Origin of the sequence: Paraconexibacter sp. (assembly GCF_041602235.1) — a bacterium.
Lineage (GTDB): Bacteria > Actinomycetota > Thermoleophilia > Solirubrobacterales > Solirubrobacteraceae > Paraconexibacter.
In genome coordinates, this window is the sequence record NZ_JBFIGP010000025.1 from 1 (window position 1) to 26172 (window position 26172).

Below are 26172 nucleotides of genomic sequence, written 5' to 3' on the forward strand. Positions count from 1 at the left end.
CCGACCACGCACGGTCCCGTCCGGGCCGGGCGTATAGTCCGTGTCAGTGCCGATTGCGGACTCCGTGAAGCAAGACCTCGTGACTGCCATGAAGGCGGGCGAGAAGGAGCGGGTCGGCGCCCTGCGCATGGTGCTCTCCGAGCTGCAGAAGGCGGCCAAGGAGGGCGGGGACGACGAGGTGACCGTGCTGCGCCGCGAGCGCAAGCGCCGCCTCGAGTCCGCTGCCGCGTTCCGCGAGGCCGGGCGCGAGGAGCTCGCGACCGCCGAGGACGCGGAGGCGGCGATCATCACGACCTACCTGCCTGCCGAGCTCTCCGACGAGGAGCTTCGTGCCATCGTGACCGAGGCGGTCGCGGAGGTCGGGGCCACCTCGCCGAAGGACATGGGGCAGGTGATGAAGGCGGCCATGACCCGCGCCGCGGGGAAGGCCGACGGGAAGCGTGTGTCCACCATCGTGCAGGAGGTACTGAGGACTTGAGGCGACAGCTCGAAGTGTCCAACGAGGTCGCGGCCGCCCTGAGCGGCAGCGGGGATCAGATCCTGCGAGCGCTCGAGGGGCACGTCGACTGCGACGTGTTCCTGCGCGGCAACCTCATCACGCTGGACGGTGACGCGGAGGCGATCGGATCGGCCACGACGGTCGTCCGTGAGCTCGACGAGCTCGTCAAGCACGGACACGAGGTCGGACCTGGGACAATCCGGACCGTGAGCAGCGCCCTCGAACAGCAGGAGTCCCCCGCAGCGGTCCTCGAGGACGTCGTCTGGCGCCACCGCTCGCGCAAGGTCGCGCCCAAGACGGTGACGCAGAAGCGCTACGTCGACTCGATCCGCCGCAACACGATCACCTTCGGGGTCGGCCCGGCCGGCACCGGCAAGACCTTCCTGGCGGTCGCCGCCGCGGCGGCCGCGCTGCACCGGCGCGAGGTCAGCCGCATCATCCTCACGCGCCCTGCGGTGGAGGCCGGTGAGCGCCTGGGCTTCCTGCCCGGCGACCTGATGGCGAAGATCGACCCGTACCTGCGCCCGCTGTTCGACGCGCTCCACGACATGATGGAGCCCGAGAAGGTGTCCTCCCATCTGGAGAAGGGCGTGATCGAGGTCGCACCGCTGGCCTTCATGCGCGGTCGCACGCTCAACGACTCGTTCGTGATCCTGGACGAGGCGCAGAACACCACGCCCGAGCAGATGAAGATGTTCCTCACGCGCCTGGGGTTCAACTCCAAGATGGTCGTGACCGGGGACGTCACGCAGGTCGATCTCCCGCGCGAGCAGAAGTCCGGGCTCGTGGTCGTCGGGGAGATCCTCGAGGAGGTGGAAGGCGTCGACTTCGTCCGCTTCGGCGGTGAGGACGTCGTCCGGCACCGGCTCGTGCAGCGCATCGTCGAGGCCTACGCCGATCACGCCGAGCGCCAGGCACCGGGCATCCGCCCGGCCACGGATCGCAAGCGCGCCTAGCGGCGCGCCTGCTGACCAGAGGAGGTCCCATGCTTGAGGTCGAGGTCATCGGAGGTGAGCGGTTCGTCACGACGCTCCCGCCGCCCGAGATCGAGCGCCTCGCCGGGCTGGCGGCCGGTTCGGCCGGCATCGAGGACGGCCATCTCGCGGTGACCTTCGTGGACGCGGAGCGCATCGCGGAGCTGAACGCCGAGCACCGGGGCAAGGACGGGCCGACCGACGTCCTGAGCTTCCCGGTCGACGAGGCCGGTCCGATCCAGGGCCCGCCCGCGTCCCGGGAGCTCGGCGACGTGGTGATCTGCGCCGACCACACCGAGGATCTCCGCGAGGCCGTGGTCCACGGCGTGCTGCACCTCACCGGCATGGACCACGAGACGGACGACGGCGAGATGCTCGCGGTCCAAGCCGAGATCCTGAGCTGGTGAGGGGCGTGTCCGCGCTACCTCCGACATCGACCCGCTCGGGGTTCGTCGCCATCGCCGGGCGTCCGAACGTCGGCAAGTCGACGCTCGTCAACGCGATGGTCGGCCGCAAGATCGCGATCGTGTCCGACAAGCCGCAGACGACGCGCCGGGCGATCCGCGGCGTGGCGACGCACGGTGACACGCAGCTCGTCCTCGTGGACCTTCCCGGCGTCCAGCGGCCGCGCGACACGCTGACCGAGCGGATGCAGCACCGGGTCGAGCAGGAGCTCAGGGACTCCGACGCGGTCCTGATGGTGGTCAACGCGGTCGACGGCATCGGGCCCGGCGACCGGTTCATCGCCGCGGCCCTTCGCGGGGCGAAGCTGCCGGTCGTGCTCGCCGTGAACAAGATCGATCGCGCGGACCGCGCCAAGACGGTCGCAGCGCTCGACGGCGCCGCCGCGCTGGAGATCGCCGACGAGATCTTCCCGATCAGCGCGCAGACCGGCGAGGGCGTGGTCGCGCTGCTCGAGCATCTCCGGGCGCTGGCTCCCGAGGGGCCGTTCCACTTCTCCCCCGAGGAGTCCTCCGACCAGTCCGAGCACGTGCTGCTCGCCGAGCTCGTACGTGAGCAGGTGCTGCGCCGGACGCGTCAGGAGGTCCCGCACGCGGTCGAGGTCGTCGTCGACGACATCGAGCAGCAGCGTGAGGACCTCGTGCGCGTCCGCGCCCTGATGTGGGTGGAGACCGAGTCCCAGAAGGGCATCCTCATCGGGGCCGGGGGCAAGATGATCAAGGCGATCGGGACCAAGGCGCGCAAGGAGCTCGAACGCGAGATGGGCACCCACGTGCACCTCGACCTGTCGGTGCGGGTGCGGCGGGGCTGGCGCGGCGACGACCGTCTGCTGGACCGCCTCGGGATCGACTGACGCCCGACGGCGTCGCTACGGGGTCACGCGCGGCGCGCGAGCTCGTCGGCCAGCGCGCGAACGTCCTCGAGCTCGAGCTCGGGGGCGGGGACGAACGGGAGCGTCACGACGGGGGCTGTCGCCCCCTTGCGCAGCCGTCGCAACTGCGACTGCTGCTCGCGCACGCGGTCCGACTGGCTGAGCGTGGCCCTGCGGACCGCGTCGTCGACCGCACCGTCGGCCTCCGCGACCGCTTGGAGGTCGCGACCGGTGAACCGCCGGGGCAGGACGGCGTTGCAGATGATGGTGTCGGGCCCGCGCCCGACGGCGGCGCTCAGCAGTCCGTCCAGTTCCAGCGTCTCCGTCACGGGCAGCTCCGAGGCGAGGGTGACGGCCACGTAGGCGGTGGTCGCCTCGTCGTGGAGCGCATCGCGGACCTTGTGCGCCTGGCCGGCTACCGGGCCGATCCCGCGGGTCACCCCGGAGATCGTGGAGGGCGAGCGCAGCAGTCCGACGCCGTGCCCCGACGCGGGCGCGTCGATGATCACGTGGTCGTACCCGGAGGCGTTCTTGTCCCAGCGCGCGTCCTGACCGAGCTCCCACGCCTTGCTGATCGTCAGCACCTCTCGCGCCCCGGGAGCGGCCGCCACGAAGTACTGGAACGCGTTGGACCGGGCCAGGACCTGCGTGAGCGACCGGGAACCGAGCTGCCGCCCGATCCACTCCTCGATCGCCAGCATCGGGTCGACCGACGTCTGGAAGAGCCCGTCGGACAGACGGATCTCGTCGCCGGGGTCCCCGGGGGTCACCCCGAAGAGGTCGGGCAGGCGCTGGTGGGCTCCGACCTCGCAGACGATCGTCCGGCCGCCCGCGCGCGCCGTGAGCATCCCGAGCGCCGCGGCGACCGTCGTCTTCCCGACCCCGCCCTTGCCGGTCACGACGATCAGGTTGTGATTGAGGATCTCGTTCATCTGCTCTGCCGAACGGTACGTATCGAGCGGTAACGTGGACGACACCGTGACCTCCGAGGACCCCGATGTGCGTCGGGCCTACCAGCGCTGCAGGACCATGCAGCGTCGTCACGATCCCACGTTCTACGTCGCGACGGGCTGCCTGCCCCGGCGGACGCGTCCCGCGGTCCATGCGCTCTACGGCTTCGTCCGCGGCGCCGACGAGCTCGTCGACGGGCCCGGCGCACCCACCGACCCGGCCGAGCGACGTCTCGCGCTCGACGCCTGGGAACGGACCCTGCGGGACGGCGTCGCGGCCGGTCACAGCGATCACCCGGTGATCGCCGCGCTGGTGGACGCCGCCCACCGGCACGACCTGCCGCTCGACGAGCTCGACGTGTACATGGACTCGATGCGCGTCGACTGCGGGCCGGTGCGGATCGCCGACGGCGCCGCGCTCGACCGCTACATGAACGGGTCCGCGGCCGCGGTCGGTCGCCTGATGGCGCCGCTGCTCGAGGCTCCCGCCGGCCTGCGGGAGCAGATCGCCGCCCTCGGCGTCGCCTTCCAGCTCACGAACTTCGTGCGCGATGTCGCCGAGGACTGGTCGCTGGACCGGGTCTACCTCCCGGGCCTTCCGGAGGAGGATCTGCGCGACGGCTTCGCCTCCCCGCGGGTCCGGGCGTGCGTGGAGCGCGACGTGGCACGAGCTCGGGAGCTCTTCTCGGTGACCGCCTGCGTCCCGGCCGGGCTGCGGCCGGCGATGCGACCCGGGGTCCGCCTCGCCCGCGCCGTGTACCTGCGGGTGCTCGACCGGATCGAGGCGTCGGGGTTCGACGTCCTGCGGCCGGGGGCGGGCTCGTTGCTGCCTCGGCTGCCGCGCGTCCCGTCGTTGCACGCGCCCCGGGGAGCGATCTGATGCGCGAGCGCGGCCCGTGACCGTCCGACGCACCGCCCGCGGGACGGCCCGTACGCCGCTCAGCGGCGAGCGCCCGGACGTGCTCGTGTGCGGGGCGAGCTTCGCGGGACTTGCCGTGGCCCGGGCCTTGACGGGCAGCGGGACCGACGTGCTGCTCGTCGACCGCTACGAGATCGGTGAGCGCGCCACCAGCGCCTGTGCCGCGCCCACGCCGTGGCTGGTCGCCATGGGGCTGCAGGACGCCATCGTCCAGGAGCTGCCGTACATGTCCTTCACCACCCCGCACGGCACGGTCCGGTATCGGCTCCCCTGGAGCTGGTCCGCGTTCGACTACCGCCGGCTGTGCGAGCTGCTGTTCGAGCAGACCGACGCCCGGTTCGTGACGGCCAAGGTCGAGCGCCGCGAGCCGCACGCCGGCGGCACCGCCGACCACGTCGTCCACACCGACCGGGGGCCGATCCGGTCGCCGCTGGTCGTCGACGCGCTCGGCTGGCGTCGCGTGCTGTCGAACGCCGAGCCGCGGATCCAGCCCCCGGAGGCGTTCCTCTCCCGAGGCTTGGAGGTCCATCCCGAACGGACGGTCGTCCAGGGCGACAGCCTGGACTGCTGGGTGGAGCGCGGGCTGATCCGCCGTGGCTACGGCTGGCGCGTGCCCGCGGGCCGCGAGGTCCGCATCGGCGTCGGCAGCTACGACCCGCGCGACCACGTCAAGCGCCCGACCCAGCGGCTGGCGCAGCGGCTGGACGAGGACCGCGTCCGCTACCAGGGCAACTGGTTCCCGCATCGGCTGCGCCCGGCGACGCAGGACGGCGTCTTCTTCTGCGGCGACAGCGCGGGGCACTGCTTCCCGCTGTCCGGGGAAGGGATCCGCCCGGCCCTGCACTTCGGGGTGGCCGCGGGCCGCGAGATCCGCGCGGTCCTGGCCGGTGAACGCGCCCGGGCCGACGCGGTGTCCCGCTACGACGCGTTCAGCGCCTCGCACGCCCGAGCGTTCGCGGTCGCGTGGCACCTGCAACGTCTCCTCCCGGCGCTGCCACCGCGGCTGCTGACCCTCGGCCTGCGACTGCTGTCGCGTCGGCGATTGGTCGACCGGGCCTTCGGCTGGTACCTGGATCAGGCGCCGCCGTCCTCCGTGTCGGATCTGCCGGGGGTGCGGGTCCACGCGACCGCGGTCTGAGCGGCAACGCTCGTAGACTGCCGCGGGTGGACATCGCCTTCGACGAGCGCGGCCTCGTCCCCGTCGTCATCCAGGACTGGAACACGGGGGAGGTCCTGACCCTCGCCTACGCCAACGCGTTGGCGATCGAGCGGACCCGGGAGACCGGGGAGCTGCACCTCTGGAGCCGCTCACGCGACGAGCTGTGGCACAAGGGTGCGACCTCCGGGAACGTCCAGCGGGTCCGCGCGCTGCGCCTGGACTGCGACGGCGACGCGCTGCTGGCGCTGGTCGAGCCGGCCGGACCGGCCTGTCACACGGGGGCGCGGACCTGCTTCCACGACGGGGATCTCGAACCGCTGGCCCCGCACGAGGTGCTGCCCGACCTCCAGCGGGTCCTGTCCGAGCGCAAGGCACAGCGACCCGAAGGCTCCTACACCGTGCAGCTCCTCGACGACCCGCCGCTGATCGGCGCCAAGGTCATGGAGGAGGCGGAGGAGGTCGCCCGCGCCGCCCGGGAGGAGACCGACGACCGGGTCGACAACGAGGCCGCCGACGTGCTGTACCACCTGCTCGTGCTGCTGGCGGGCCGCGACCGCGAGCTCGGTGACGCCCTGGAGGTGCTCCGTGAGCGCCGACGCTGAGGCGCCGGCCCCGCCGAGCGTCGAGCCGTCGCTGGACGAGGTCCGGACGCTCGCACGGGACTTCAACGTGGTCCCGCTGCGACACACGTTCATCGACGACCTCGAGACGCCGGTGTCCGCGTTCCTGAAGCTCCGCGGCGAGACCCCGGAGTTCCCGGGCTTCCTGCTGGAGAGCGCCGAGCAGGGCCAGCGCGTGGGCCGCTACTCGTTCATCGGCCTGCGGCCGCGGTCGGTCGTGCGCTGGTCCCTCGGCGACGACGGCGACCCGTACGCGATCGCGGCGGCCGCGGTGCAGCGCTGGAGGCAGGCGCCGCTCGACGACCTGCCCCCGTTCGCCGGAGGCGCCGTGGGCTACTTCGGCTACGACCTCGTACGGACGGTGGAGACGACGCTGGGCGACCCGAACCCCGACGAGGTCGGGCTGCCGGACATGGCGCTCATGCTCAGCGACGTGCTCGTGGTCTTCGACCACCTCAAGCACACGGTCACGATCCTGGTGAACGTCTACGCCGAGGAGGGCGACGACGTCGAGGCCAACTACGCGGACGCGGTGGCCACGATCGCCAAGGCGCGGCGCCTGCTCGCCGGGCCGGTGCCGACCCTGGCGGCCAACCGGGCCCCGCGCACCGTGCCGGAGTTCCGCTCCAACCACGAGCGCTCGGAGTTCGAGGCGACCGTCGCGCGGATCGTCGAGTACGTCCACGCGGGCGACGCGTTCCAGGTCGTGCCCTCGCAGCGCTGGAGCGCGGACATCGACGTCGACCCGTTCAGCGTCTACCGGGGGTTGCGGGTCGTGAACCCCTCCCCGTACATGTACTACCTCGACTACCTGGACTTCCAGGTCGCGGGCGCCTCGCCGGAGCCGCTGCTCACCGTGAGCGGCCGCCACGTCTCCACCCGGCCGATCGCCGGGACGCGTCCTCGCGGCGCGACGGCCGAGGAGGACGCGCGGATCGCCGGCGAGCTGATGGCCGACGAGAAGGAGCGCGCCGAGCACGTGATGCTGGTGGACCTGGGGCGCAACGACCTCGGTCGCGTCTGCGACTACGGCACCGTCAAGGTCGACGACTTCATGGTCGTCGAGACCTACTCGCACGTGATGCACATCGTCAGCAGCGTGTCGGGCGAGCTTCGCGCGGACGTCGGCGCGATGGACGCGCTGCGATCGGTCCTGCCGGCCGGCACGCTCTCGGGGGCCCCGAAGGTCCGGGCCATGGAGATCATCGACGAGCTGGAGCCCGTCAAGCGCGGCGGCTACGGCGGCGCGATCGGCTGGCTCAGCTACACCGGCGACCTCGACACCTGCATCCACATCCGCACCGTGGTCATGAAGGACGGACGGGCGCACATCCAGGCCGGTGGCGGCACGGTCGCCGACGCCAAGCCCGCCTACGAGTACGAGGAGTCGGTCAACAAGGCCCGCGGAGTGAAGGCCGCCATCGAGCTCGCTGCCCGGCAGCCGGACTGGCCATGAGCCCCGCGAACGACACCCACGACATGCGCGTCCTCGTCCTCGACAACTACGACTCCTTCACCTACAACCTCGTCCAGTTCCTCGGGGAGCTCGGCGCGGAGATCGAGGTCGTGCGCAACGACGTCGAACCCGTCGAGGCGCTACTCGAACGGGCGCCGGACCGCCTGGTGGTGTCGCCGGGGCCGTGCACGCCCGACGAGGCCGGGGTGTCGCTGGAGGTCGTGCGCCGCTTCCCGGAGGCCGGCATCCCGACGCTCGGGGTGTGCCTCGGCCACCAGTCCATGGCCCAGGCGTTCGGGGGCACCGTCGTGCGGCACGTGCCGGTCCACGGCAAGACGACCTCGATCGATCACGACGGCCGCACGATCTTCAGAGGTCTCCCGAATCCGCTGACCGTCGGGCGCTACCACTCGCTCGTCGTCCCTGAGGACACGCTGCCCGCGTGCCTCGAGGCGACCGCGCACGGCGGCGGGGTCCTGATGGCGCTGCGGCACCGTGAGCTCCCGGCCGAGGGCGTGCAGTTCCACCCCGAGTCGGTCCTCACCGACGCGGGCAAGGACCTGCTCGCGAACTTCCTGCGGGGCTGAGGCGCGCCACGCCCGGCGCGCGGCGGCGCGTCGTGCGCGGGGCCGGTACGCTCCCTCGCGCCGGCCATGCCCAACGACGTCCTCACCGCGGCGATCGACGCCCTCGCCTCCCGCCGCGACCTGTCCCAGGACGAGACCGCCGCGGTCCTCGAGGAGGTCATGACCGGCAACGCGTCCGAGGTCCAGACGGCCGCCTTCCTCATCGCGCTGCGCACGAAGGGCGAGACCGTCGAGGAGGTCGCGGGCCTGGCGCGGACCATGCGGGAGCTCGCGACCCCCGTGCGCACGACGCGCGCCGACCTGCTCGACACCGCGGGGACGGGCGGCGGGCGACCGACGTTCAACGTCTCCACCACCGCTGCGTTCATCGCGGCCGGCGCCGGGTGCGCCCTGGCCAAGCACGGCAACCGGTCCGCCACCGGGCTGTCCGGCAGCGCCGACGTGCTCGAGGCGCTCGGTGCGCGGATCGACCTGGCGCCGGAGGCCGTGGCCCGGTGCATCGACGAGATCGGTTTCGGCTTCATGTTCGCCCCGTCGCACCATGCCGCCATGCGGTTCGTGGTCCCCGTGCGCAAGGACCTGGCGGTCCGCACGGTCTTCAACGTGCTCGGCCCGCTGACCAATCCGGCAGGCGCCCGGCGTCAGCTGATCGGGGTCAGCGACGCGGGTATGCTCGACGTGATGGCAGGCGCACTGCAACGCCTCGGCGTCGACCGGGCCCTGCTCGTCGCATCCGCCGACGGGCTCGACGAGCTCTCCACATCGGGGTCGACCCACGTCGTGGAGGTCGATGGGACCGCAGCCCCGCGACGGTACGACGTCACGCCCGAGGAACTGGGCCTGGAGCGGGTGGCGCCCGAGAGCATCCCGGCGGGCACCCCGGACGCCAACGCGGCCACGGCGCGCGCCATCCTCGCCGGCGAGCCCGGACCGGCGCGGGATCTCGCGGTGCTCAATGCGGGCGCGGCCATCTACGCCGCGGGTCGCGCCGAGGATCTCCGCACCGGGATCGACGCGGCCGTCGCGGCCGTGGACTCCGGCGCGGCTGCCGATACGTTGCGGCGGTACGTCGCCCTCTCCCAGGAGCTCGCAGCATGAGTGTGCTGGACCGCATCGTCGACTCCACCAAGGAAGAGGTGCGCCGACGCCAGGAGGAGCTGCCGCTCAAGGACCTGGAAGCCCAGCTCGCGAGCCGCGAGGACGACCGTCCGTTCGCGGAGGCCCTGACCCGCCCCGGCATCGCGGTGATCGCGGAGCACAAGCGCCGCTCGCCGTCCGCGGGCACGATCCGCGCCGGCGCCTCGGTCACCGACATCGTCACGAGCTACGACCGGGGTGGGGCGTCCGCGCTCTCGATCCTGACCGAGGGCCCGCACTTCGGCGGCTCGCTCGCCGACCTCCGTGAGGCGCGCGCGGCGTGCGGCCTGCCGATCCTGCGCAAGGACTTCGTCGTCAAGCGCTACCAGGTGGTGGAGTCCGCGGTCGCGGGGGCCGACGCCATCCTGCTGATCGTCGCCGCCCTCGACGACAAGCGGCTCGCGAAGCTCCACGGGCACGCGATGGAACTGGATCTCGACGTGCTCGTCGAGGTCCACGACGCGGAGGAGCTGGCTCGTGCGCTCGACGTGGTGGACGCCGACCTGATCGGCATCAACAACCGCGACCTCTCGGACTTCTCCGTGGACGTCGAGCGGACGTACGAGCTGCTCTCCGACGTGCCGACCGGCAAGCTGGTGGTCTCCGAGTCCGGGCTCCACACGCGCGAGCAGCTCGAGGATCTCGAGCGTGTCGGCGTGGACGCCGTCCTCGTGGGGGAGGGGCTGATGCGCGCGGACGACCCCGAGGCCGCGTGCCGCGAGCTCACCGGACACCGCGGCGCCTGACCCGACGGCAGGTGCCGCATCCGGTGGCAGGATTTAGCAACATTTAGGGCCGGTTAGGGCCGCTTTCACCCGCCCCGAACAGGATCGACCGCATGCCGAACACGAAGCTCCTCCCCGTCGCCCTGGCCTCCGCGTTCATCGGAGGAGGGACCGCGGTGGGAGTGGTGGCGCTCACCGGGATCGGCGGTACGGACGGCACCACGACCACGATCGTCCAGCAGGCGCCGATCGGCTCCGGCACCGCGAACGCCGCGAGCGACGGATCCGGCCTGACCCCGCGGGAGCTCTACGAGCGGGACGCCCCGGGCGTCGTGTTCATCCGCGCGCAGGTCGTCCAGCGCACCGCGTCGCCGTTCGACTTCGGCACGCCCCAGACCCAGCAGTCCGTCTCCACCGGCTCGGGGTTCGTCATCAACGACGACGGCTCGATCCTCACCAACGCCCACGTCATCGACGGCGCGGTGAAGGTGTCGGTGCAGTTCCAGGACAAGAAGACGGTGACCGCGAAGGTGATCGGCAAGGACGTCTCCTCGGACCTGGCGCTGCTCAAGGTCGAGTCCGACGGCGTCGACCTGCGACCGCTGGAGCTCGGCTCGTCCAAGGACGTCCAGGTGGGCGACCCGGTGATCGCGATCGGCAACCCGTTCGGGCTGGACCGGACCCTCACCACCGGCGTGGTCAGCGCGCTGCAGCGTCGGATCAACGCACCGAACGACTTCACGATCAGCAACGTCATCCAGACCGACGCGGCGATCAACCCGGGCAACTCGGGCGGTCCCCTGATCGACGCGACCGGCAAGGTGATCGGCGTCAACTCCCAGATCGAGACCGGCGGCTCCGGCGGCGGCAACGTCGGCATCGGCTTCGCGGTGCCCATCGACACGGCCAAGGAGATCCTGCCCCAGCTGAAGGAGAGCGGTCGGGTCGATCGCGCCTACCTCGGCATCACGAGCATCACGATCGACGGGTCGCTCGACGCCCTGAACCTCCCGGTGAAGAAGGGCGCGCTGGTGCAGACCGTCGCCCAGGGCAGCCCGGCCGACAAGGCCGGTCTCCGCGGTGGGGACATCAGCGCCCAGCTCACCACCGGTGAGATCCAGCTCGGCGGCGACATCATCGAGTCGATCGACGGGAAGGCCGTGACGAGCTCCGACGACGTCGCCCGGCTGGTGCAGGGCAAGAAGCCCGGGAACACGGTGAAGGTCGGCATCCGCCGCGACGGCCAGAAGAAGACCCTCGACGTCAAGCTCGGCTCCCGTCCGAACGCCTCGGTCCCGGGCTGAGCAGGGCTCCCGCCGCGGCACACGGCGGATCTCACGGGCGCTGGCCTACGATGGTCGGGTGACCCGAGCACCCCGCGCCCCCAGGATCAAGTTCTGCGGCATCACCCGCCTCGACGACGCCCGCCTGGCCGTCGAGGCCGGCGCCTGGGCGGTCGGCGTGATCCTGTGGCCGGGGTCCAAGCGGGCGTGCGATCCCCCGGAGGCGGAGCTGATCGCCCGCACCCTGCGCCGGCAGGTCGAGGTCTGCGGCGTGTTCGTCAACGCCACGCTCGACGAGGTCGCGCAGGCCGCCGACACCATCGGTCTGACCATGGTCCAGCTGCACGGCGACGAGGGACCGGCGTTCTGCGCGGAGGTCGCCCGCCGCACCGGGGCCAAGGTGATCAAGGCCGCGCGGGTGCACGACCAGGGCGACATCACCGCGCTGGCCCCGTTCCACACCGACTTCCACCTGCTCGACGCACACGTCCCCGGCGAGGTCGGCGGGACGGGCCGGACGTTCGACCACGGCCTGGTCGCCAAGCGCCGCTCGCGCGTGCCGCTGATCCTGTCTGGTGGTCTGAACGCGGAGAACGTCGGCGCGGCGATCGCCGTCACCCAGCCCTTCGCCGTCGACGTCGCCAGTGGGGTGGAGTCCTCGCCGGGGATCAAGGACCCCGAGCGCATCACGGCGTTCGCCGCCGCGGTCGCCGCGACCGCACCCCACGACGACGAGCACCAGGCGGTGGCCTCATGACCAGTCACGTCGCATCCATCGAGCACCGCTTCGGGCCCTACGGCGGCCAGTACGTGCCGGAGACCCTGATGCCCGCGTTGGCCGAGCTCGAGGAGGCGTGGGTCGCCGCCCGTCTCGACCCCGGGTACCAGGCCGAGCTGGACCTGCTGCTGCGCGACTACGTCGGGCGCGCGACCCCCCTGTATCTCGCCGAGCGCCTCAGCGAGGTGGCGGGCCGACCCGTCTACCTCAAGCGCGAGGACCTCAACCACACCGGCGCGCACAAGATCAACAACGCCTTGGGCCAGGCCCTGCTGGCCAAGCGGATGGGGAAGCGGCGGATCATCGCCGAGACCGGGGCCGGTCAGCACGGCGTCGCCTCCGCCACCGCCTGCGCGCTGCTCGGGCTGGAGTGCATCGTCTACATGGGCGCCGAGGACATCCGCCGCCAGAAGCCCAACGTCGAGCGGATGCAGCTGCTGGGGGCGACGGTCGCACCCGTCACCGCAGGGGCGCGGACGCTGAAGGAGGCCGTGTCGGAGGCGATCCGCGACTGGGTGGCCAACGTGGGCGACACGCACTACATCATCGGCTCGGCGGTCGGACCGGCGCCGTACCCGGCCATCGTCCGCGACCTCCAGCGCCTGATCGGCGACGAGGCCCGCACGCAGATCCTCGAACGGGAGGGCCGCCTGCCCGACCGGGTCGTCGCCTGCGTGGGCGGCGGCTCGAACGCGATCGGGACCTTCGCCGGCTTCCAGCACGACGAGGACGTCCAGCTCGTCGGCGTCGAGGCGGCGGGGGAGGGCCTGGACTCCGGGCGCCACGGCGCACCGCTGACCGTCGGCGGTCGGCCCGGGGTGCTGCACGGCTCCCTGAGCCTGATCATGCAGGACGAGGAGGGGCAGGTGACCGAGGCCCACTCGGTGTCGGCCGGCCTCGACTACCCCGGCTCGGGCCCCGAGCACGCGTGGCTGAAGGAGTCCGGGCGGGCGACCTACGTGGCCGTGGGCGATCACGACGCACTTCGGGCGTTCCGGACGGTCGCGCAGCTCGAGGGGATCATCCCCGCGCTCGAGCCGAGCCACGCCCTGCACTACGTGCTGCACGAGCCGTCGGACTCGACGCTCGATCTCGTCTGCCTGTCGGGCCGCGGGGACAAGGACCTCGCCGAGGTGATCGCCCAGCTCAAGGAGCTCGAGGGCGAGGACGCGCTTCGCCGGACCGACCGGGGTGACGCATGACGTCGACGTCGCAGGCCACGACCAACGCGGGCGCACAGCGCATCGCGGACGCGTTCGCCGGTCACGGCAAGCGCGCGGCGCTGATGCCCTACCTGATGGGCGGCTTCCCGGACGACGCGACGGCCCGCGCCATCGCCCAGGCCTACGCGGACGGGGGAGCCGACCTGGTCGAGCTCGGCGTGCCCTTCAGCGACCCGCTCGCCGACGGTCCCGTGATCCACGAGGCCGGCACCACGGCGCTGCGCGCCGGGGCGACCGTGGAGAAGACGTTCGCGCAGTGCGAGGCGCTCGCGCACCGCGTGCCCGTCGTGATGATGTGTTACGCCAACCTGGTGCTCGCTCGCGGAGCGCAGGCGTTCGCCCAGCGGCTCGCCGACGCCGGGGGCAGCGGGTTGATCGTGCCGGACCTGCCGCTCGAGGAGGCTCCCGCGGTGCTCGACGCCTGCGACGCGGCCGGCGTGGCGCTGGTCCCGCTCGTCGCGCCGACCACGCCCGACGAGCGCCTCGCGCGCATCGGCGCCCGGGCCCGCGGCTTCCTCTACACGGTGTCGGTCGCCGGGACGACGGGTGAGCGGGCGGCGCTCGCCGATCAGTTCGACGCCATCATCGCCCGGGCCAAGGCATCGACCGACGTCCCGGTGGCGCTCGGCTTCGGGATCGCCACGCCCGAGCAGGCCCGGCAGGCCGCCGACGCCGGTGCCGACGGGGTCATCGTCGGCAGCCGCCTGGTCCGGGCCGCGGGCGAGTCCGAGGACCCGGCCGCCGCGGTGCGTGAGCTCGTGTCGGGGCTGGCCGCCGGTCTCGCGCGGTAGGCCCTGCACGACCGGATGGCCGCCGTCGGGCGGCGCCCGATATTCTCCCGTCCCATGGGACTCGTGCTTGCCGCCACCGCCGGCCTCGTCGTGTGGATCGTGATGTGGTCGATCGGTGCCAAGGCCATCGACGCCTTCATGATCACCACGCTGATCGTGCTCCTGGGCTGCCTCGGGCAGATCCTCAAGGGCTACCTGCCCGGCAACAACCAGGGCTAGGTGAACCCCGGCGTCGCGGCGCCGCGCGGGTTCGACCATTTGTCGATTGCGTTCGCAGTAACGGCGAGAGTAGGATCGCCGCTACTTCTGGTTCCAAGTCTCTGAGGAGGGACTTCTTTTGCGAGTACGTTCTGTGGTAGCCATGAGCTGCCTCGTTCCCGCGCTTGCGTTCGGCGTCGCCGCGTGCGGCGACGACGACGAGTCGAGCGGGGGCGGATCCGCCTCCAGCGGGTCGAAGACGCTGACCATCTATTCGAGCCTTCCGCTCCAGGGTGACAGCAAGCCTCAGTCGGAATCCGTCGTCAACGGCGAGAAGCTGGCGCTCGAGGAGGCCGGCGGCAAGGTCGGCGAGTTCACGATCAAGTACGTGAGCCTCGACGACGCCACGGCTGCAGAGGGCAAGTGGGAGCCCGGTCAGGTCACTGCCAACGCCCAGAAGGCCGCGCAGGACAAGACCGCGATCGCCTACCTGGGTGAGTTCAACTCCGGTGCTTCGGCGATCTCGATCCCGCTGATCAACCAGGTCGGCCTCCTGCAGGTCTCGCCGTCCAACACGTACGTCGGCCTCACCCGTGCCGAGGGTGCGGAGAAGGGCGAGCCGGACAAGTACTACCCGACCGGCAAGCGCACCTTCGGGCGCGTCGTCCCGGCCGACCACATCCAGGCCGCCGCTCAGGTCTCCTACCAGAAGGATCAGGGCTGCACGAAGCTCTACATCCTGAACGACAAGGAGGTCTACGGAAAGGGTCTGGCCGACGCCGTCGCGCGTATCGCCAAGGAGCAGGGCCTCACCGTCCTGGGCAACGACGGCATCGACATCAAGGCCGCGAACTTCCGCTCGGTCGCCTCGAAGATCAAGGCCTCCGGCGCGGACTGCATGTTCTTCGGTGGCATCACGCAGAACAAGGGCGTGCAGATCTGGAAGGACGTCTACGCCGCTGATCCGACGCTGAAGCTCTTCGGCCCGGACGGCGTCGCGGAGTCCGCGTTCTCCGAGGAGATCGGCAAGTCCGAGAAGAACACGTTCATCACCAACCCGACCCTGGACCCGAAGCTCTACCCGCCGGCGGCCCAGGACTTCTTCGCGACCTACAAGGAGAAGTTCGGGAAGGACCCGGAGCCCTACGCCATCTACGGCTACGAGGCGATGAAGGTCGTGCTGCTCGCGATCCAGAACGCCGGTGACAAGGGCAACGACCGTCAGGCCGTCATCGACGCGTTCTTCAAGATCAAGGACCGCGACTCGGTGCTCGGCAAGTACTCGATCGACGAGAACGGCGACACGACGCTCTCCGACTACGGTGGAAACCGGATCGAGAACGGCAAGCTCGTGTTCGACAAGGTCATCAAGGCCGCCACGTCCTAGCGACATGACCGGCTGAACCAGCTAGGGGCGGGCCGAACGGCGTTCGGCCCGCCCCGACTGGTTTCGTCCGACCGGTCGCCGAGCACACGGCGTCCGACCCGCTGGTTCACCGCCCCGATCGCACCAGGACCCGACAGAAACTGACTATGGAAGCCGCAAGCATCCCTGAGCCTGCCAGGACCCCGCCGGGGCGCTCGCTGGGCTCGGCGCTCTCCGACAACCTTCTTCCCGTCATCCTCGGCGTCGCGCTCCTCGCGCAGTTCGCCCACGATCAGACAGGGACGCTCGAGGCCATCAAGACCGGCCTCTCGAACGGCACGATCTGGGCCCTCATCGCGCTCGGGTACACGCTCGTGTACGGCATCATCGAGCTCATCAACTTCGCCCACGGCGAGGTCTTCATGATCGGCTCGTTCGTCTCGCTCTCGTGCTGGCAGATGACCGGTGTGGACGCGCAGACCTCGCTGCTGCTGACCATCGTCGCGATCGCGATCGTGCTGGTCCTCGCCATGCTGGCGAGCGGCACCTTGAACGTGATGATCGAGCGGGTGGCGTACCGGCCGCTGCGCAACGCGCCACGACTCGCGCCGCTCATCACCGCGATCGGCATGAGCTTCATCCTGCAGAACGTCGGGCTCCTGTGGCGTCCGACGCCGGAGGGCGTGCCGGACCTGATCACCTCGCAGCACACGGTCTTCACGTTCCTCGAGGTGGACGTCCTGTACTCGGACATCTTCGCCGTCGCGGTCACCGCGCCGCTGCTCTACGCGCTGCTCTACTTCATCGGCCACACGCGCTACGGCAAGGGCATGCGCGCCACGGCCCAGGATCCCGACGCCGCCCGGCTCATGGGCATCGACGTCGACAGGACCATCGCCCTGACGTTCATGCTCGGCGGCCTGATGGCCGGTGCTGCCGGCCTGATCTACGCGCTCTACAACGGCGCCGTGCAGTTCAACCAGGGCTTCACGGCCGGGCTGATCGCCTTCACCGCCGCGGTGATGGGCGGTATCGGCAACCTCAAGGGCGCGGTGCTCGGCGGGCTCATCATCGGGGTGATCCAGGCGATCTCCGACTCGGGTGAGTACCTCGGGCTGGAGCTCGGCACCGACTGGACCCCGGCCGTCGTGTTCGCGATCCTGATCGTGATCATGGTGTTCAGACCCCAGGGCCTGTTCGGAGAGGAGGTCCGAGAGGGATGAGCACGCAAGCCGCCTCACCGCCTCCCGTCAAGCGCACACCGCTGACCAACGTCACGTCGCCGTGGATCATCGCGGCGAGCGTGGTCGGCGCCCTCGCGCTGTTCCCGCTCGTCGTGTCCGCCCTGATGGAGAGCGACGCCTCGCTGATGAAGGCATCGCTGCAGGCGCTCGCCTACGTCGTGATGGCGCTGGGCCTCAACATCGTGGTCGGCTTCGCCGGCCTGCTCGACCTCGGGTACGTGGCGTTCTACGCCATCGGGGCCTTCGTCGTCGCCTGGCTCGGCTCCAGCCACTTCAGCGACGTCGACATCCACATCCTCGCGAGCTCCGCGGCAGAGAACCTGCCGGGGATCCACGTGAACTTCTTCATCGTCCTGGTGATCGGCGCGGCGTTCACCGCGCTGTGGGGCGCGCTGCTGGGCGCCCCGACGCTGCGGCTGCGAGGCGACTACCTCGCGATCGTCACGCTCGCGTTCGGCGAGATCGTCCCGCGCGTGTTCGAGAACGCCACGTCCGGCATCTTCGGGATCGGGTCGACCGACTTCTCCAACGGCAAGCGCGGCATCCAGCCGATCGACAGCATCGGTCTCCCGGGGGCGACCCCGATCAGCCCGTTCGACAACCGGCCGCTGTTCTACATCGGCCTGGGGCTCGTGGCGCTGACCCTGTTCGTCAACATCCGCCTCCGCGACTCGCGGCTGGGTCGCGCGTGGATCGCGGTGCGCGAGGACGAGGTCGCCGCGTCGGCGATGGGCGTGAACCTCGTCCGCACGAAGCTCTGGGCCTACGCCATCGGTGCCGCGCTCGGCGGTTTCGCGGGCGTGTACTTCGGCGCGATCAACACCTCGGTGAACGTCGACCAGTTCGCGTTCGGCAAGTCGGTGTTCATCCTCTGCATGGTCATCATCGGAGGCATGGGCAACATCTGGGGGGTCGTGCTCGGTGCGATCGCCCTGTCGATGCTCAACAGCTTCGGGCTGCCCGAGCTCAACAAGCTGTCGGACCCGTTGGGCTTCCAGGTCACCTCGATCAGCTTCGGGATCTTCGGGTTCTTCCTGCTGGCGATGATGATCCTGCGTCCCGAGGGCTTCCTGCCCTCCGGCAGACGGAAGCTCGAGCTCCACGAGGGCGATGATCCCGGCGCCCCACCGGACGAGTACTCCGACCAGGCCTACGAGGTGCGCCAGACATGAGCGAGCAGACCACAACCACGGGGTCGGGGGACGGCGGCGTCGCGACCCGCGCGCCGCTGCTCGAAGCGACCGGTGTGTCGAAGGTGTTCGGCGGTCTGGTCGCCGTCGACGACGTCGACTTCATGGTGCCCGAGCGGTCGATCGTGTCCCTCATCGGACCGAACGGCGCGGGCAAGACGACGTTCTTCAACTGCATGACCGGCCTGTACAAGCCGACGACCGGGAAGGTGGTGTTCGACGGCAAGGACATCACCGGCAAGCGCGCGGACATCGTCACCAACGCGGGGATGTCCCGCACGTTCCAGAACATCAAGCTGTTCCGGACGATGTCGGCGATCGAGAACGTCCAGGTCGGGATGCACGGGCGCCTGCGGTCGCGCGTGACCGGGATGGTCCTGCGAACCCCGTTCGTCGCCCGTGAGGAGCGCAACTCGAAAGAGGAGGCGCGCTCGCTGCTGGACCTCGTCGGGCTGCGACGCCACGACGAGTTGGCGATGAACCTGCCCTACGGCGACCAGCGCCGTCTCGAGATCGCGCGCGCCCTGGCGTCGGAGCCCCGGTTGCTGCTGCTCGACGAGCCCACGGCGGGCATGAACCCGCAGGAGTCCGAGGAACTGCGGTCCCTCATGGAGCGCGTCCGCGACGAGCGGGGCATCTCGGTCCTGCTGATCGAGCACGACATGCGTGTCGTCATGAGCGTTTCCGAGCGGATCACCGTACTCGAGTCGGGGAAGAAGATCGCGGAGGGCGGGCCGGACGAGGTCCGCGCCAACCCCCGCGTCATCGAGGCGTACCTTGGGAGCCAGGCATGAGCGAGCAACCAACCACCACACCGACCGGCGGCGCAGCCGTCGCCGAGGATCCCGTCCTCGTCGTCGACGAGATCCACACCTACTACGGTGCGATCCAGGCGCTCAAGGGCATCTCGCTCACGGTCAACCCGGGGGAGATCGTGACGCTGATCGGCGCCAACGGCGCCGGCAAGTCCACGACGCTGCGTTCGATCTCCGGGATCGCGCCGCCCAAGCGCGGCAGCATCGTCTTCCAGGGACGTGATCTCGCCGGGATGAAGGGCCACGAGGTCGCGGCGATCGGCATCGTCCAGAGCCCCGAGGGGCGCCGGGTGTTCCCCCGCATGACCGTGCTCGAGAACCTCGAGATGGGGGCGTTCACGCGCAACGATCACAAGGAGATCAAGGAGGACATCGAGCGCGTCTACGACCTGTTCCCGCGCTTGAAGGAGCGCGAGGTGCAGAAGGCGGGCACGATGTCCGGCGGCGAGCAGCAGATGCTCGCGATGGGCCGCGCGATGATGGCCCGCCCGAAGCTCCTGATGCTCGACGAGCCCTCTCTGGGGCTCGCCCCGGTGATCGTCGACAAGATCTACGAGATCATCCGCGAGATCAACAACCAGGGCGTGACGATCCTGCTCGTCGAGCAGCACGCGAGCCACGCCCTGGACGTGTCCAACCGCGGCTACGTGCTGGAGACCGGCAAGGTCGCCCTGACCGACACGTCGGCGAACCTCCAGAACGACGATCGCGTCAAAGCCGCCTACCTCGGAGTGTGACCGGCATGTTCGTCTTGGCAGCGGTGGGTGGATGGGCGTTCTGGCTGCTGTTCCTGTGGCTGGCGTCGGCGATCGCGGCGAGCTCGCTCAGCGCCCGCAAGGGCTACGGCGAGAAGTGGGGGCTGGGGACGGGCCTGCTGCTCTCGGCCATCGGGGTCGTGATCTGGCTGCTGGTGCCCGCGCGCGAGGACTCGGCGTGGAAGCGCAAAGCCGCCTCTGAGTAGCTCGCGAGCCGCTCGCAACCGCGCGGGCGCACGCAAGTTCGCATGCCCGAGGCCTCGGCTCCGTACCATCACTGAAGACCGATGCCCGAACCTCGCTCCCCAAAGGCCGTCCGCTCAGCGGCAACCGAGTCGAGCCCGACCCGGTCGCGGCCGCCCGGTCAGCGCGACCGGCCCGACAACCAGGAGAAGCCTCCGTGGCGCGTGAGCCCGGCTCCGGACGGCCGTGGCGCCCCGCCGCCCGACGGCCCGATGCGCAGCGGCATCTCCTGGCGGCGGTTCTTCATCATTCTCATGGCGCTCTTCGCGCTGAATTTCTTCTTCGCGACGCTGCTGCCGGGCGCGGACAAGCCCGCACGGATCTCGTACAACCCGACGTTCCTCACCGAGCTCGAGCGCGGCAACGTGCAGTCGATCTCGTCCCAGGGCGAGACGATCAGCGGTGAGTTCAAGAAGGACGTGGACCCGCCCGGCGAGGTCGGCAAGACGTCGCGCTTCTCCACCGAGATCCCGACGTTCGCGAACTCCGACGAGCTCTCGGCGCTGCTGCTCAAGCAGGACGTGGAGATCAACGCGTCGCCGCCGCGCCAGGGCCGCAGCCTGGTCGCGAACCTGCTGCTGTCGCTGCTCCCGACCCTGCTGCTGCTCGGGGCGATCCTGTACATCATGCGGCGCGCGGCCGGCGGGGCGGGCGGCGCGATGGCGTCGTTCGGCCGCTCGAAGGCCAAGCGCGTCGTCGAGGAGCAGATCCGCACGACGTTCGCCGACGTGGCGGGCATCGACGAGGTCAAGCGCGAGCTGTCCGAGGTCGTGGACATGCTCAAGAACCCCGACCGCTACAAGAAGCTCGGGGCCAAGGTCCCGAAGGGCGTCCTGCTCTCCGGCCGCCCCGGCACCGGCAAGACGCTGCTGGCCCGCGCGACCGCCGGCGAGGCCAACGCGGCGTTCTTCACCGCGTCGGCCTCGGAGTTCATCGAGATGATCGTCGGGGTCGGGGCCTCGCGCGTGCGCGACCTGTTCGACCAGGCCAAGAAGGCCGCTCCTTCGATCATCTTCATCGACGAGATCGACGCCATCGGGCGCTCGCGCTCCGGCGGTGGCGGGTTCAGCAGCGGCGGCCACGACGAGCGCGAGCAGACCTTGAACCAGATCCTCACCGAGATGGACGGGTTCGATCCGTCGGCGGGCGTGGTGGTCCTGGCCGCGACCAACCGGCCCGACGTGCTCGACCCCGCCCTGCTGCGTGCGGGACGCTTCGACCGGCGCGTCGAGATCTCCGCTCCGGACGTGGTGGGCCGTACCGCGATCCTCTTCGTGCACACCCGCTCGGTGCCCCTGGCCGAGGACGTGAACCTGGAGGCCGTCGCCGCCACGACGCCGGGCATGGTCGGTGCGGATCTCGCGAACCTCGTCAACGAGGCCGCGCTGCTCGCTGCCCGGCGTGAGCACGAGAAGGTCGCGATGGCCGACTTCACCGACGCCCTGGAGAAGATCCTGCTCGGCACCGAACGCGGTGTGGTGATGAGCCAGGAGGAGCGCGAGCGCACCGCGTACCACGAGGCGGGGCACGCGCTGGTCGGCATGCTCACCGAGGGGGCCGACCCGGTGCGCAAGGTCTCGATCATCCCTCGCGGGCAGGCGCTCGGCGTCACGGTGTCCGCGCCGGAGAGCGACGTCTACAACTACGACCAGGACTACCTCCGCGGGAAGATCCTCGTCGCGCTCGGCGGCCGTGTCGCCGAGGAGGTCGTCTACGGGACGATCACGGCCGGCGCGGAGTCGGACATCCAGCAGTTGACCGGGATCGCTCGCGGCATGGTCACCCGATGGGGGATGAGCGAGGCGATCGGTCCGGTCGCGGTCGAGAGCCGACAGCAGGAGAGCATGCTCCTGCCCGGCGCCTCGTCGGTGTCGCAGGCCACCCAGGAGCTCATCGATCAGGAGGTGCGCCGGATCGTCGACGGCGCGCACCATGACGTCACCCTGCTGCTCACCGAGCATCGCGATCAGCTCGAGAGCCTCACCCGCACCCTTCTCGAGCAGGAGACGCTCGACGAGGACGCCGCCTACGCGGCCGCCGGCGTCGAGCGGGTGCGGACCGGCGAGGTCGAGCCGGCCTGACCGGTTGGTCACGCGCCGGACGGGGTTCGTGCGATCACCGGCGCTGAGCGACGGTCATCGCACGAAGCACCCGTCCGTGGCGCCGGCTACTTCCCGAGGGCGCTGGCGAGTGCCGGCAACAGGTCGGGGTGCTGGTAGGTGTAGCCCTCGGCCAGCGGGCGCTCCGGGACCGCACGCTGGCCCGCGGTGACGATCTCGGCCATCTCGCCGTAGAGGATCCGCAGGGCGAAGGCGGGCACCGGCGCGAACGAGGGGCGCCGCAGCGTCTTGCCCAGCGCCCGGGAGAACTCCTTGTTGGTCACGGGCTCCGGGGCGCTGGCGTTGTAGGGACCGCTCCAGGACGGGTCGTCGAGCGCCTTCAGGTACAGGCCGACGACGTCGTCGACGTGGATCCACGGCATGTACTGCGCGCCGCCGGCGACCGGGCCGCCGATCCCGAGCTTGAAGGGGGGCAGCATCGTCTTCAGCGCACCGCCGCTCTTGTCGAGCACGACACCGGTGCGGAGGGTGACGACCCGGACCCCCAGAGCGGCGGCCTTGTCGGCCTCCCGCTCCCAGCGCACGCACACGCCCGCGAGGAAGTCGCTGCCGGCCGGTTCGCTCTCCACGACGCGTTCGTCCCCGTGCTTGCCGTAGTACCCGACCGCCGACGAGGACACGAGCACGCCGGGCCGGGACTCCGCGGCCGCGAGCCCCGCGACCAGGTTGCGGGTGCCGGTCTCCCTGCTGTCGAGGATCTCCTGCTTGCGCTGGTCGTTCCAGCGCTGCGCCACCGGGGCGCCGGCGAGATGCACGACCGCGTCGCGCCCGTCGAGGGCCTCGGCGGGTGGCGCTCCGGCGAGCAGGTCCCACGCGAGCGCGGGGACGCCGAGCGCCGCGCTGGCCTTCTCGGGGGAGCGGGACAGGACGATGACGTCGTCGCCACGCGCCTTGAGCGCGGAGACGAGCTTCGTCCCGATGAGACCGGTCGCACCGGTCACGGTCACCTTCATGGTTCAGCAGCTCCTGGAGTTCGGGGTCACGCCAGGGGTACGAGGGGTCCGCAGGACCTGGATCAGGCGCGTCGGCGCTGCCGCCGAGCGAGAAGCCTATGCGCGCATGCGCTCGGCGTCGATAGCGGCGAAGCCGATGGTGTTCTGCTCGGCCATGGCCTGGCCCGAGGCCTTGGCGGTCTCGGCGACCGCGTCCGCGACCGCGGGGGCCACGTCCCGGTTGAACACCGACGGGACGATGTAGTCCTCGCGGAGCTCGCTGTCCGGGATGATCTTGGCGATCGCCCGGGCCGCGGCCATCTTCATGTCCTCGGTGATGTGCGGGGCACGGACGTCGAGCGCGCCGCGGAAGATCCCCGGGAAGGCGAGCACGTTGTTGATCTGGTTCGGGTAGTCCGACCGGCCGGTCGCGATGATCCGCGCGTAGGGCGCGGCCTCCTCCGGGGCGACCTCCGGGTTCGGGTTGGCCATCGCGAACACCATCGCGTCCTTGTTCATGCGCGACAGCGTCTCCGGCGGGAAGATCCGGGCGCCCGAAAGTCCGATGAACAGGTCCGTGCCGTCGATGACGTCCGCCGGCGTGCCGGTCAGCTTCTCGGGGTTGGAGTTCTCGGCGTACCACCGCTTCATGGCGTTCATCGAGCCGTCCAGGTAGTCCGCGCGCTCGGTGCTCACCACGCCGCGGGAGTCCGCGCCGATGACGTGCCGGACGCCCGCCTCCATCAGGATCTTGGTGACGGCGACACCGGCCGCGCCGAGCCCGGTCACGAGGACCTTGAGGTCCATCAGGTCCCGGCCCGTCAGCTTGCACGCGTTCAGCAGGGCTGCGAGGACGACGATGGCCGTGCCGTGCTGGTCGTCGTGGAACACCGGGATGTTGAGCTCGGCCTTGAGCCGGTCCTCGATCTCGAAGCAGCGCGGGGCGCTGATGTCCTCGAGGTTGATGCCGCCGAAGGTCGGCGCGATCAGCTTGACGGCCTGGATGATCTCCTCGGGGTCCTTGGTGTCCAGACAGATCGGGAACGCGTCGACGCCGGCGAACTCCTTGAAGAGGCACGCCTTGCCCTCCATGACGGGCATCGCCGCCTCGGGCCCGATGTCGCCCATGCCGAGCACCGCGGTCCCGTCGCTCACGACGGCCACCGTGTTGCGCTTGATCGTGTACTGGAAGGCCTTGTCCGGATCGTCGGCGATCGCCTGGCAGACGCGGGCCACACCCGGGGTGTAGGCCATGGAGAGGTCGTCGCGCGTCTTGAGCGGCGACTTGTTGTGCTGCTCGATCTTGCCGCCGACGTGCATGAGGAACGTGCGGTCGGTCTTGTCGACCACGCGAGCGCCGTCCAGGGCCTCGATCGCGGCGATGATCTCGTCCCAGTGGTCGGGCCCCGCGGCGTCGACGGTGATGTCCCGCAGGAGGACGAAGTCGGTGACCTCGACGAGGTCCACCGCCCCGATGACGCCGCCGGCCTTCCCGATGGCGGAGGCCACCTGGCCGAGCATGCCCGGCTTGTGGGCGATCTCCACCCGGATCGTGAGGCTGTACTGCGCGGAAGGCGTGACGCTCATGGGCGCCGGAGGTTACAAGTGTCCGTGATCGTTCACGCTGCCGACGCGGGCGGGCGCGGACGGCCACCGCCGGCGGACGAGCGCGCGGACGGCGGCGGACCGGCCGCACGCCGGGCGGGACCGGTGCGGTCGCTAGGGTCGCAGGCGATGTCCGACGACCTGTACCTCATCGACGGCAACTCCCTCGCCTACCGCGCGTTCTTCGCCCTGCCGGAGTCGATCGCGACGTCGACCGGCTTCCCCACGAACGCGATCTTCGGGTTCGCGTCGATGCTCGTGAAGATCATGACCGAGCACGGGCAGCGGCCCACGATCGTCGTCTGGGACGCCGGGCACTCCGGGCGCAAGGAGGTCTACGCCGAGTACAAGGCCCAGCGGACCTCCCGTCCCGACCTGCTCAAGCAACAGTGGCCGCACCTGCTGGAGATCGTCGAGGCGTTCGGGTACGACAACGTCCGCGTCGAGGGCTTCGAGGCGGACGACGTCATCGCGTCGATCGCCGAGAAGGCCCGTCACGCCGATCCGCCCGTGCCGGTCACGATCGTGACCGGGGACCGCGACGCGTTCCAGCTCGTCGGCGACGACGGACTGGTCACCGTGATGGCGACCGCCCGCGGCATCACCGAGACCAAGCGCTACGACCGTCAGGCCGTCATCGACCGCTACGGCATCCCGCCCGAGTCGATCCCGGACTTCTACGGGCTCAAGGGCGACACGTCGGACAACATCCCGGGCGTGCCCGGCATCGGCGACAAGACGGCGGCCGCCCTGCTGCAGCAGTTCGGCGATCTCGACACGGTGCTCGCGTCGATCGACGAGATCAGCGGCGCCAAGCGCAAGGAGAACCTCACCAACCACGCGGAGGACGCGCGCATCTCCCGTGAGCTGGCCACGATGAACCGCGCGGTCCCGGTCGACGTCGATCCGCACGCCACGATGGCCCGCGAGCCGGATCGCTCCAAGCTCCGCGAGGTGTTCCGGGAGTTCGAGCTGCGCGACCCGCTGCGGCGGCTCGAGGAGGTGCTCGGCTCGGGGGACCCGGCGGGCGGCGGTGGGGTCCCGGTCGTCACCGAAGAGCAGGTCGGCGCGAAGGTCCGCGAGGCGACGCTCGACGACGTCCGTGCGCTCGCCGCCGGGCTCGAGGTGGCGATCGCCGTCCGCGCCCCCGAGGTCGCCGAGGGCGAGCTGTTCGCCACCGAGGGCGGCTGGCGGTTCGGCGTCGCCTGCGGCGAGGACGTCCTGGTGGGGGAGTGCCCCAGGCCGGAGGACCTCGTGACGGCGCTGGGCG

At 70.7% G+C, this 26172-nt stretch carries 27 protein-coding genes; 24 read left to right on the forward strand and 3 right to left on the reverse strand.

The window, feature by feature from the left end:
• Positions 1-88: 88 nt before the first annotated feature.
• Genes ABYE80_RS03600 through era form a run of 4 tightly spaced genes read left to right on the forward strand, consistent with a single transcriptional unit; the run spans position 89 to position 2788 of the window.
• The gene (locus ABYE80_RS03600; protein ID WP_372788732.1) at positions 89-478 is read left to right on the forward strand and encodes a GatB/YqeY domain-containing protein; all 390 of its coding nucleotides are present in this window, start codon (positions 89-91) and stop codon (positions 476-478) included.
• A complete protein-coding gene (locus ABYE80_RS03605) occupies positions 475-1455 on the forward strand; it encodes a PhoH family protein (RefSeq protein ID WP_372788734.1) in 981 nt (326 codons plus the stop codon). The genes ABYE80_RS03600 and ABYE80_RS03605 overlap by 4 nt, the downstream gene beginning before the upstream one ends.
• 29 nt (positions 1456-1484) lie before the next feature.
• On the forward strand, positions 1485-1880 hold the full coding sequence (ybeY, locus tag ABYE80_RS03610; protein ID WP_372788735.1) for an rRNA maturation RNase YbeY: 396 nt from the start codon (positions 1485-1487) through the stop codon (positions 1878-1880).
• 5 nt (positions 1881-1885) lie between these two features.
• Complete coding sequence (era, locus tag ABYE80_RS03615; protein ID WP_372788736.1) at positions 1886-2788, forward strand: GTPase Era; 903 nt, start codon at positions 1886-1888, stop codon at positions 2786-2788.
• Positions 2789-2811: 23 nt separating this feature from the next.
• Here era and ABYE80_RS03620 read toward each other — a convergent pair whose 3' ends face one another.
• The gene (locus ABYE80_RS03620) at positions 2812-3738 is read right to left on the reverse strand and encodes an ArsA family ATPase (protein ID WP_372788738.1); all 927 of its coding nucleotides are present in this window, start codon (positions 3736-3738) and stop codon (positions 2812-2814) included.
• A gap of 34 nt (positions 3739-3772) precedes the next feature.
• On the opposite strand from ABYE80_RS03620, the gene ABYE80_RS03625 reads away from it, so the two are divergent.
• The 19 genes from ABYE80_RS03625 to ftsH all read left to right on the forward strand — a co-directional run bounded on the left by ABYE80_RS03625 (position 3773) and on the right by ftsH (position 22326).
• Positions 3773-4636 (forward strand): phytoene/squalene synthase family protein, encoded by an 864-nt coding sequence (locus tag ABYE80_RS03625; protein WP_372788739.1) that lies wholly within the window; start codon positions 3773-3775, stop codon positions 4634-4636.
• A gap of 16 nt (positions 4637-4652) precedes the next feature.
• Positions 4653-5813: an NAD(P)/FAD-dependent oxidoreductase gene (locus ABYE80_RS03630; RefSeq protein ID WP_372788740.1), complete on the forward strand. Its 1161-nt coding sequence runs from the start codon at positions 4653-4655 to the stop codon at positions 5811-5813.
• 26 nt (positions 5814-5839) lie between these two features.
• On the forward strand, positions 5840-6436 hold the full coding sequence (hisIE, locus tag ABYE80_RS03635) for a bifunctional phosphoribosyl-AMP cyclohydrolase/phosphoribosyl-ATP diphosphatase HisIE (protein WP_372788742.1): 597 nt from the start codon (positions 5840-5842) through the stop codon (positions 6434-6436).
• On the forward strand, positions 6420-7910 hold the full coding sequence (trpE, locus tag ABYE80_RS03640) for an anthranilate synthase component I (protein ID WP_372788743.1): 1491 nt from the start codon (positions 6420-6422) through the stop codon (positions 7908-7910). The genes hisIE and trpE overlap by 17 nt, the downstream gene beginning before the upstream one ends.
• Positions 7907-8497: an aminodeoxychorismate/anthranilate synthase component II gene (locus ABYE80_RS03645; RefSeq protein ID WP_372788745.1), complete on the forward strand. Its 591-nt coding sequence runs from the start codon at positions 7907-7909 to the stop codon at positions 8495-8497. The genes trpE and ABYE80_RS03645 overlap by 4 nt, the downstream gene beginning before the upstream one ends.
• A gap of 66 nt (positions 8498-8563) precedes the next feature.
• Positions 8564-9595, forward strand: coding sequence for an anthranilate phosphoribosyltransferase (gene trpD / locus ABYE80_RS03650; RefSeq protein ID WP_372788747.1), 1032 nt, complete (start codon positions 8564-8566; stop codon positions 9593-9595).
• Complete coding sequence (gene trpC / locus ABYE80_RS03655) at positions 9592-10380, forward strand: indole-3-glycerol phosphate synthase TrpC (protein WP_372788749.1); 789 nt, start codon at positions 9592-9594, stop codon at positions 10378-10380. The genes trpD and trpC overlap by 4 nt, the downstream gene beginning before the upstream one ends.
• A gap of 92 nt (positions 10381-10472) precedes the next feature.
• Positions 10473-11663 carry a S1C family serine protease gene (locus ABYE80_RS03660; RefSeq protein WP_372788751.1) on the forward strand — a complete coding sequence of 397 codons (1191 nt, stop codon included), beginning with the start codon at positions 10473-10475 and terminating at the stop codon, positions 11661-11663.
• 58 nt (positions 11664-11721) lie between these two features.
• On the forward strand, positions 11722-12399 hold the full coding sequence (locus tag ABYE80_RS03665) for a phosphoribosylanthranilate isomerase (RefSeq protein ID WP_372788753.1): 678 nt from the start codon (positions 11722-11724) through the stop codon (positions 12397-12399).
• The gene (gene trpB, locus ABYE80_RS03670) at positions 12396-13622 is read left to right on the forward strand and encodes a tryptophan synthase subunit beta (protein ID WP_372788755.1); all 1227 of its coding nucleotides are present in this window, start codon (positions 12396-12398) and stop codon (positions 13620-13622) included. The genes ABYE80_RS03665 and trpB overlap by 4 nt, the downstream gene beginning before the upstream one ends.
• Positions 13619-14434 carry a tryptophan synthase subunit alpha gene (trpA, locus tag ABYE80_RS03675; RefSeq protein ID WP_372788757.1) on the forward strand — a complete coding sequence of 272 codons (816 nt, stop codon included), beginning with the start codon at positions 13619-13621 and terminating at the stop codon, positions 14432-14434. Before trpB ends, trpA begins: the two co-directional genes overlap by 4 nt.
• A gap of 54 nt (positions 14435-14488) precedes the next feature.
• The gene (locus ABYE80_RS03680; RefSeq protein ID WP_372788758.1) at positions 14489-14653 is read left to right on the forward strand and encodes a hypothetical protein; all 165 of its coding nucleotides are present in this window, start codon (positions 14489-14491) and stop codon (positions 14651-14653) included.
• Between the two features lie 142 nt (positions 14654-14795).
• Positions 14796-16019 (forward strand): branched-chain amino acid ABC transporter substrate-binding protein, encoded by a 1224-nt coding sequence (locus ABYE80_RS03685; protein ID WP_372788760.1) that lies wholly within the window; start codon positions 14796-14798, stop codon positions 16017-16019.
• A gap of 146 nt (positions 16020-16165) precedes the next feature.
• Complete coding sequence (locus ABYE80_RS03690; RefSeq protein WP_372788761.1) at positions 16166-17221, forward strand: branched-chain amino acid ABC transporter permease; 1056 nt, start codon at positions 16166-16168, stop codon at positions 17219-17221.
• On the forward strand, positions 17218-18414 hold the full coding sequence (locus tag ABYE80_RS03695; RefSeq protein ID WP_372788763.1) for a branched-chain amino acid ABC transporter permease: 1197 nt from the start codon (positions 17218-17220) through the stop codon (positions 18412-18414). Before ABYE80_RS03690 ends, ABYE80_RS03695 begins: the two co-directional genes overlap by 4 nt.
• Positions 18411-19226, forward strand: coding sequence for an ABC transporter ATP-binding protein (locus ABYE80_RS03700; protein WP_372788764.1), 816 nt, complete (start codon positions 18411-18413; stop codon positions 19224-19226). Before ABYE80_RS03695 ends, ABYE80_RS03700 begins: the two co-directional genes overlap by 4 nt.
• A complete protein-coding gene (locus tag ABYE80_RS03705) occupies positions 19223-19984 on the forward strand; it encodes an ABC transporter ATP-binding protein (protein ID WP_372788766.1) in 762 nt (253 codons plus the stop codon). Before ABYE80_RS03700 ends, ABYE80_RS03705 begins: the two co-directional genes overlap by 4 nt.
• Before the next feature lie 5 nt (positions 19985-19989).
• Positions 19990-20208, forward strand: coding sequence for a hypothetical protein (locus tag ABYE80_RS03710; protein ID WP_372788768.1), 219 nt, complete (start codon positions 19990-19992; stop codon positions 20206-20208).
• Between the two features lie 81 nt (positions 20209-20289).
• Positions 20290-22326 (forward strand): ATP-dependent zinc metalloprotease FtsH, encoded by a 2037-nt coding sequence (ftsH, locus tag ABYE80_RS03715; RefSeq protein WP_372788769.1) that lies wholly within the window; start codon positions 20290-20292, stop codon positions 22324-22326.
• A gap of 86 nt (positions 22327-22412) precedes the next feature.
• On the opposite strand, the gene ABYE80_RS03720 is transcribed toward ftsH, so the two are convergent.
• Both ABYE80_RS03720 and ABYE80_RS03725 read right to left on the reverse strand, forming a co-directional pair.
• Positions 22413-23318, reverse strand: a complete 906-nt coding sequence (locus ABYE80_RS03720) for a TIGR01777 family oxidoreductase (protein ID WP_372788771.1) — start codon at positions 23316-23318, stop codon at positions 22413-22415.
• Positions 23319-23414: 96 nt separating this feature from the next.
• Positions 23415-24884: an NAD-dependent malic enzyme gene (locus ABYE80_RS03725; protein ID WP_372788772.1), complete on the reverse strand. Its 1470-nt coding sequence runs from the start codon at positions 24882-24884 to the stop codon at positions 23415-23417.
• 147 nt (positions 24885-25031) lie between these two features.
• Between ABYE80_RS03725 and ABYE80_RS03730 the strand changes: the two genes are divergently transcribed.
• Positions 25032-26172 (forward strand): 5'-3' exonuclease H3TH domain-containing protein (locus ABYE80_RS03730; protein WP_372788773.1); only part of this gene is annotated, 1141 nt, incomplete at its 3' end.

What these genes read in the sequence shown, in the direction of transcription:
- ABYE80_RS03725 (WP_372788772.1), bottom strand. Translation starts at nt 24,884, where the DNA reads ATGAGCGTCACGCCTTCCGCGCAGTACAGCCTCACGATCCGGGTGGAG.
- ABYE80_RS03645 (WP_372788745.1), top strand. Translation starts at nt 7,907, where the DNA reads ATGAGCCCCGCGAACGACACCCACGACATGCGCGTCCTCGTCCTCGAC.
- trpA (WP_372788757.1), top strand. Translation starts at nt 13,619, where the DNA reads ATGACGTCGACGTCGCAGGCCACGACCAACGCGGGCGCACAGCGCATC.
- ABYE80_RS03680 (WP_372788758.1), top strand. Translation starts at nt 14,489, where the DNA reads ATGGGACTCGTGCTTGCCGCCACCGCCGGCCTCGTCGTGTGGATCGTG.
- ABYE80_RS03620 (WP_372788738.1), bottom strand. Translation starts at nt 3,738, where the DNA reads ATGAACGAGATCCTCAATCACAACCTGATCGTCGTGACCGGCAAGGGC.
- ABYE80_RS03705 (WP_372788766.1), top strand. Translation starts at nt 19,223, where the DNA reads ATGAGCGAGCAACCAACCACCACACCGACCGGCGGCGCAGCCGTCGCC.
- trpD (WP_372788747.1), top strand. Translation starts at nt 8,564, where the DNA reads ATGCCCAACGACGTCCTCACCGCGGCGATCGACGCCCTCGCCTCCCGC.
- ABYE80_RS03700 (WP_372788764.1), top strand. Translation starts at nt 18,411, where the DNA reads ATGAGCGAGCAGACCACAACCACGGGGTCGGGGGACGGCGGCGTCGCG.
- ybeY (WP_372788735.1), top strand. Translation starts at nt 1,485, where the DNA reads ATGCTTGAGGTCGAGGTCATCGGAGGTGAGCGGTTCGTCACGACGCTC.
- trpC (WP_372788749.1), top strand. Translation starts at nt 9,592, where the DNA reads ATGAGTGTGCTGGACCGCATCGTCGACTCCACCAAGGAAGAGGTGCGC.
- ABYE80_RS03720 (WP_372788771.1), bottom strand. Translation starts at nt 23,318, where the DNA reads ATGAAGGTGACCGTGACCGGTGCGACCGGTCTCATCGGGACGAAGCTC.
- trpB (WP_372788755.1), top strand. Translation starts at nt 12,396, where the DNA reads ATGACCAGTCACGTCGCATCCATCGAGCACCGCTTCGGGCCCTACGGC.
- ftsH (WP_372788769.1), top strand. Translation starts at nt 20,290, where the DNA reads ATGCCCGAACCTCGCTCCCCAAAGGCCGTCCGCTCAGCGGCAACCGAG.
- ABYE80_RS03710 (WP_372788768.1), top strand. Translation starts at nt 19,990, where the DNA reads ATGTTCGTCTTGGCAGCGGTGGGTGGATGGGCGTTCTGGCTGCTGTTC.
- ABYE80_RS03685 (WP_372788760.1), top strand. Translation starts at nt 14,796, where the DNA reads ATGAGCTGCCTCGTTCCCGCGCTTGCGTTCGGCGTCGCCGCGTGCGGC.
- ABYE80_RS03600 (WP_372788732.1), top strand. Translation starts at nt 89, where the DNA reads ATGAAGGCGGGCGAGAAGGAGCGGGTCGGCGCCCTGCGCATGGTGCTC.
- ABYE80_RS03690 (WP_372788761.1), top strand. Translation starts at nt 16,166, where the DNA reads ATGGAAGCCGCAAGCATCCCTGAGCCTGCCAGGACCCCGCCGGGGCGC.
- ABYE80_RS03695 (WP_372788763.1), top strand. Translation starts at nt 17,218, where the DNA reads ATGAGCACGCAAGCCGCCTCACCGCCTCCCGTCAAGCGCACACCGCTG.
- ABYE80_RS03660 (WP_372788751.1), top strand. Translation starts at nt 10,473, where the DNA reads ATGCCGAACACGAAGCTCCTCCCCGTCGCCCTGGCCTCCGCGTTCATC.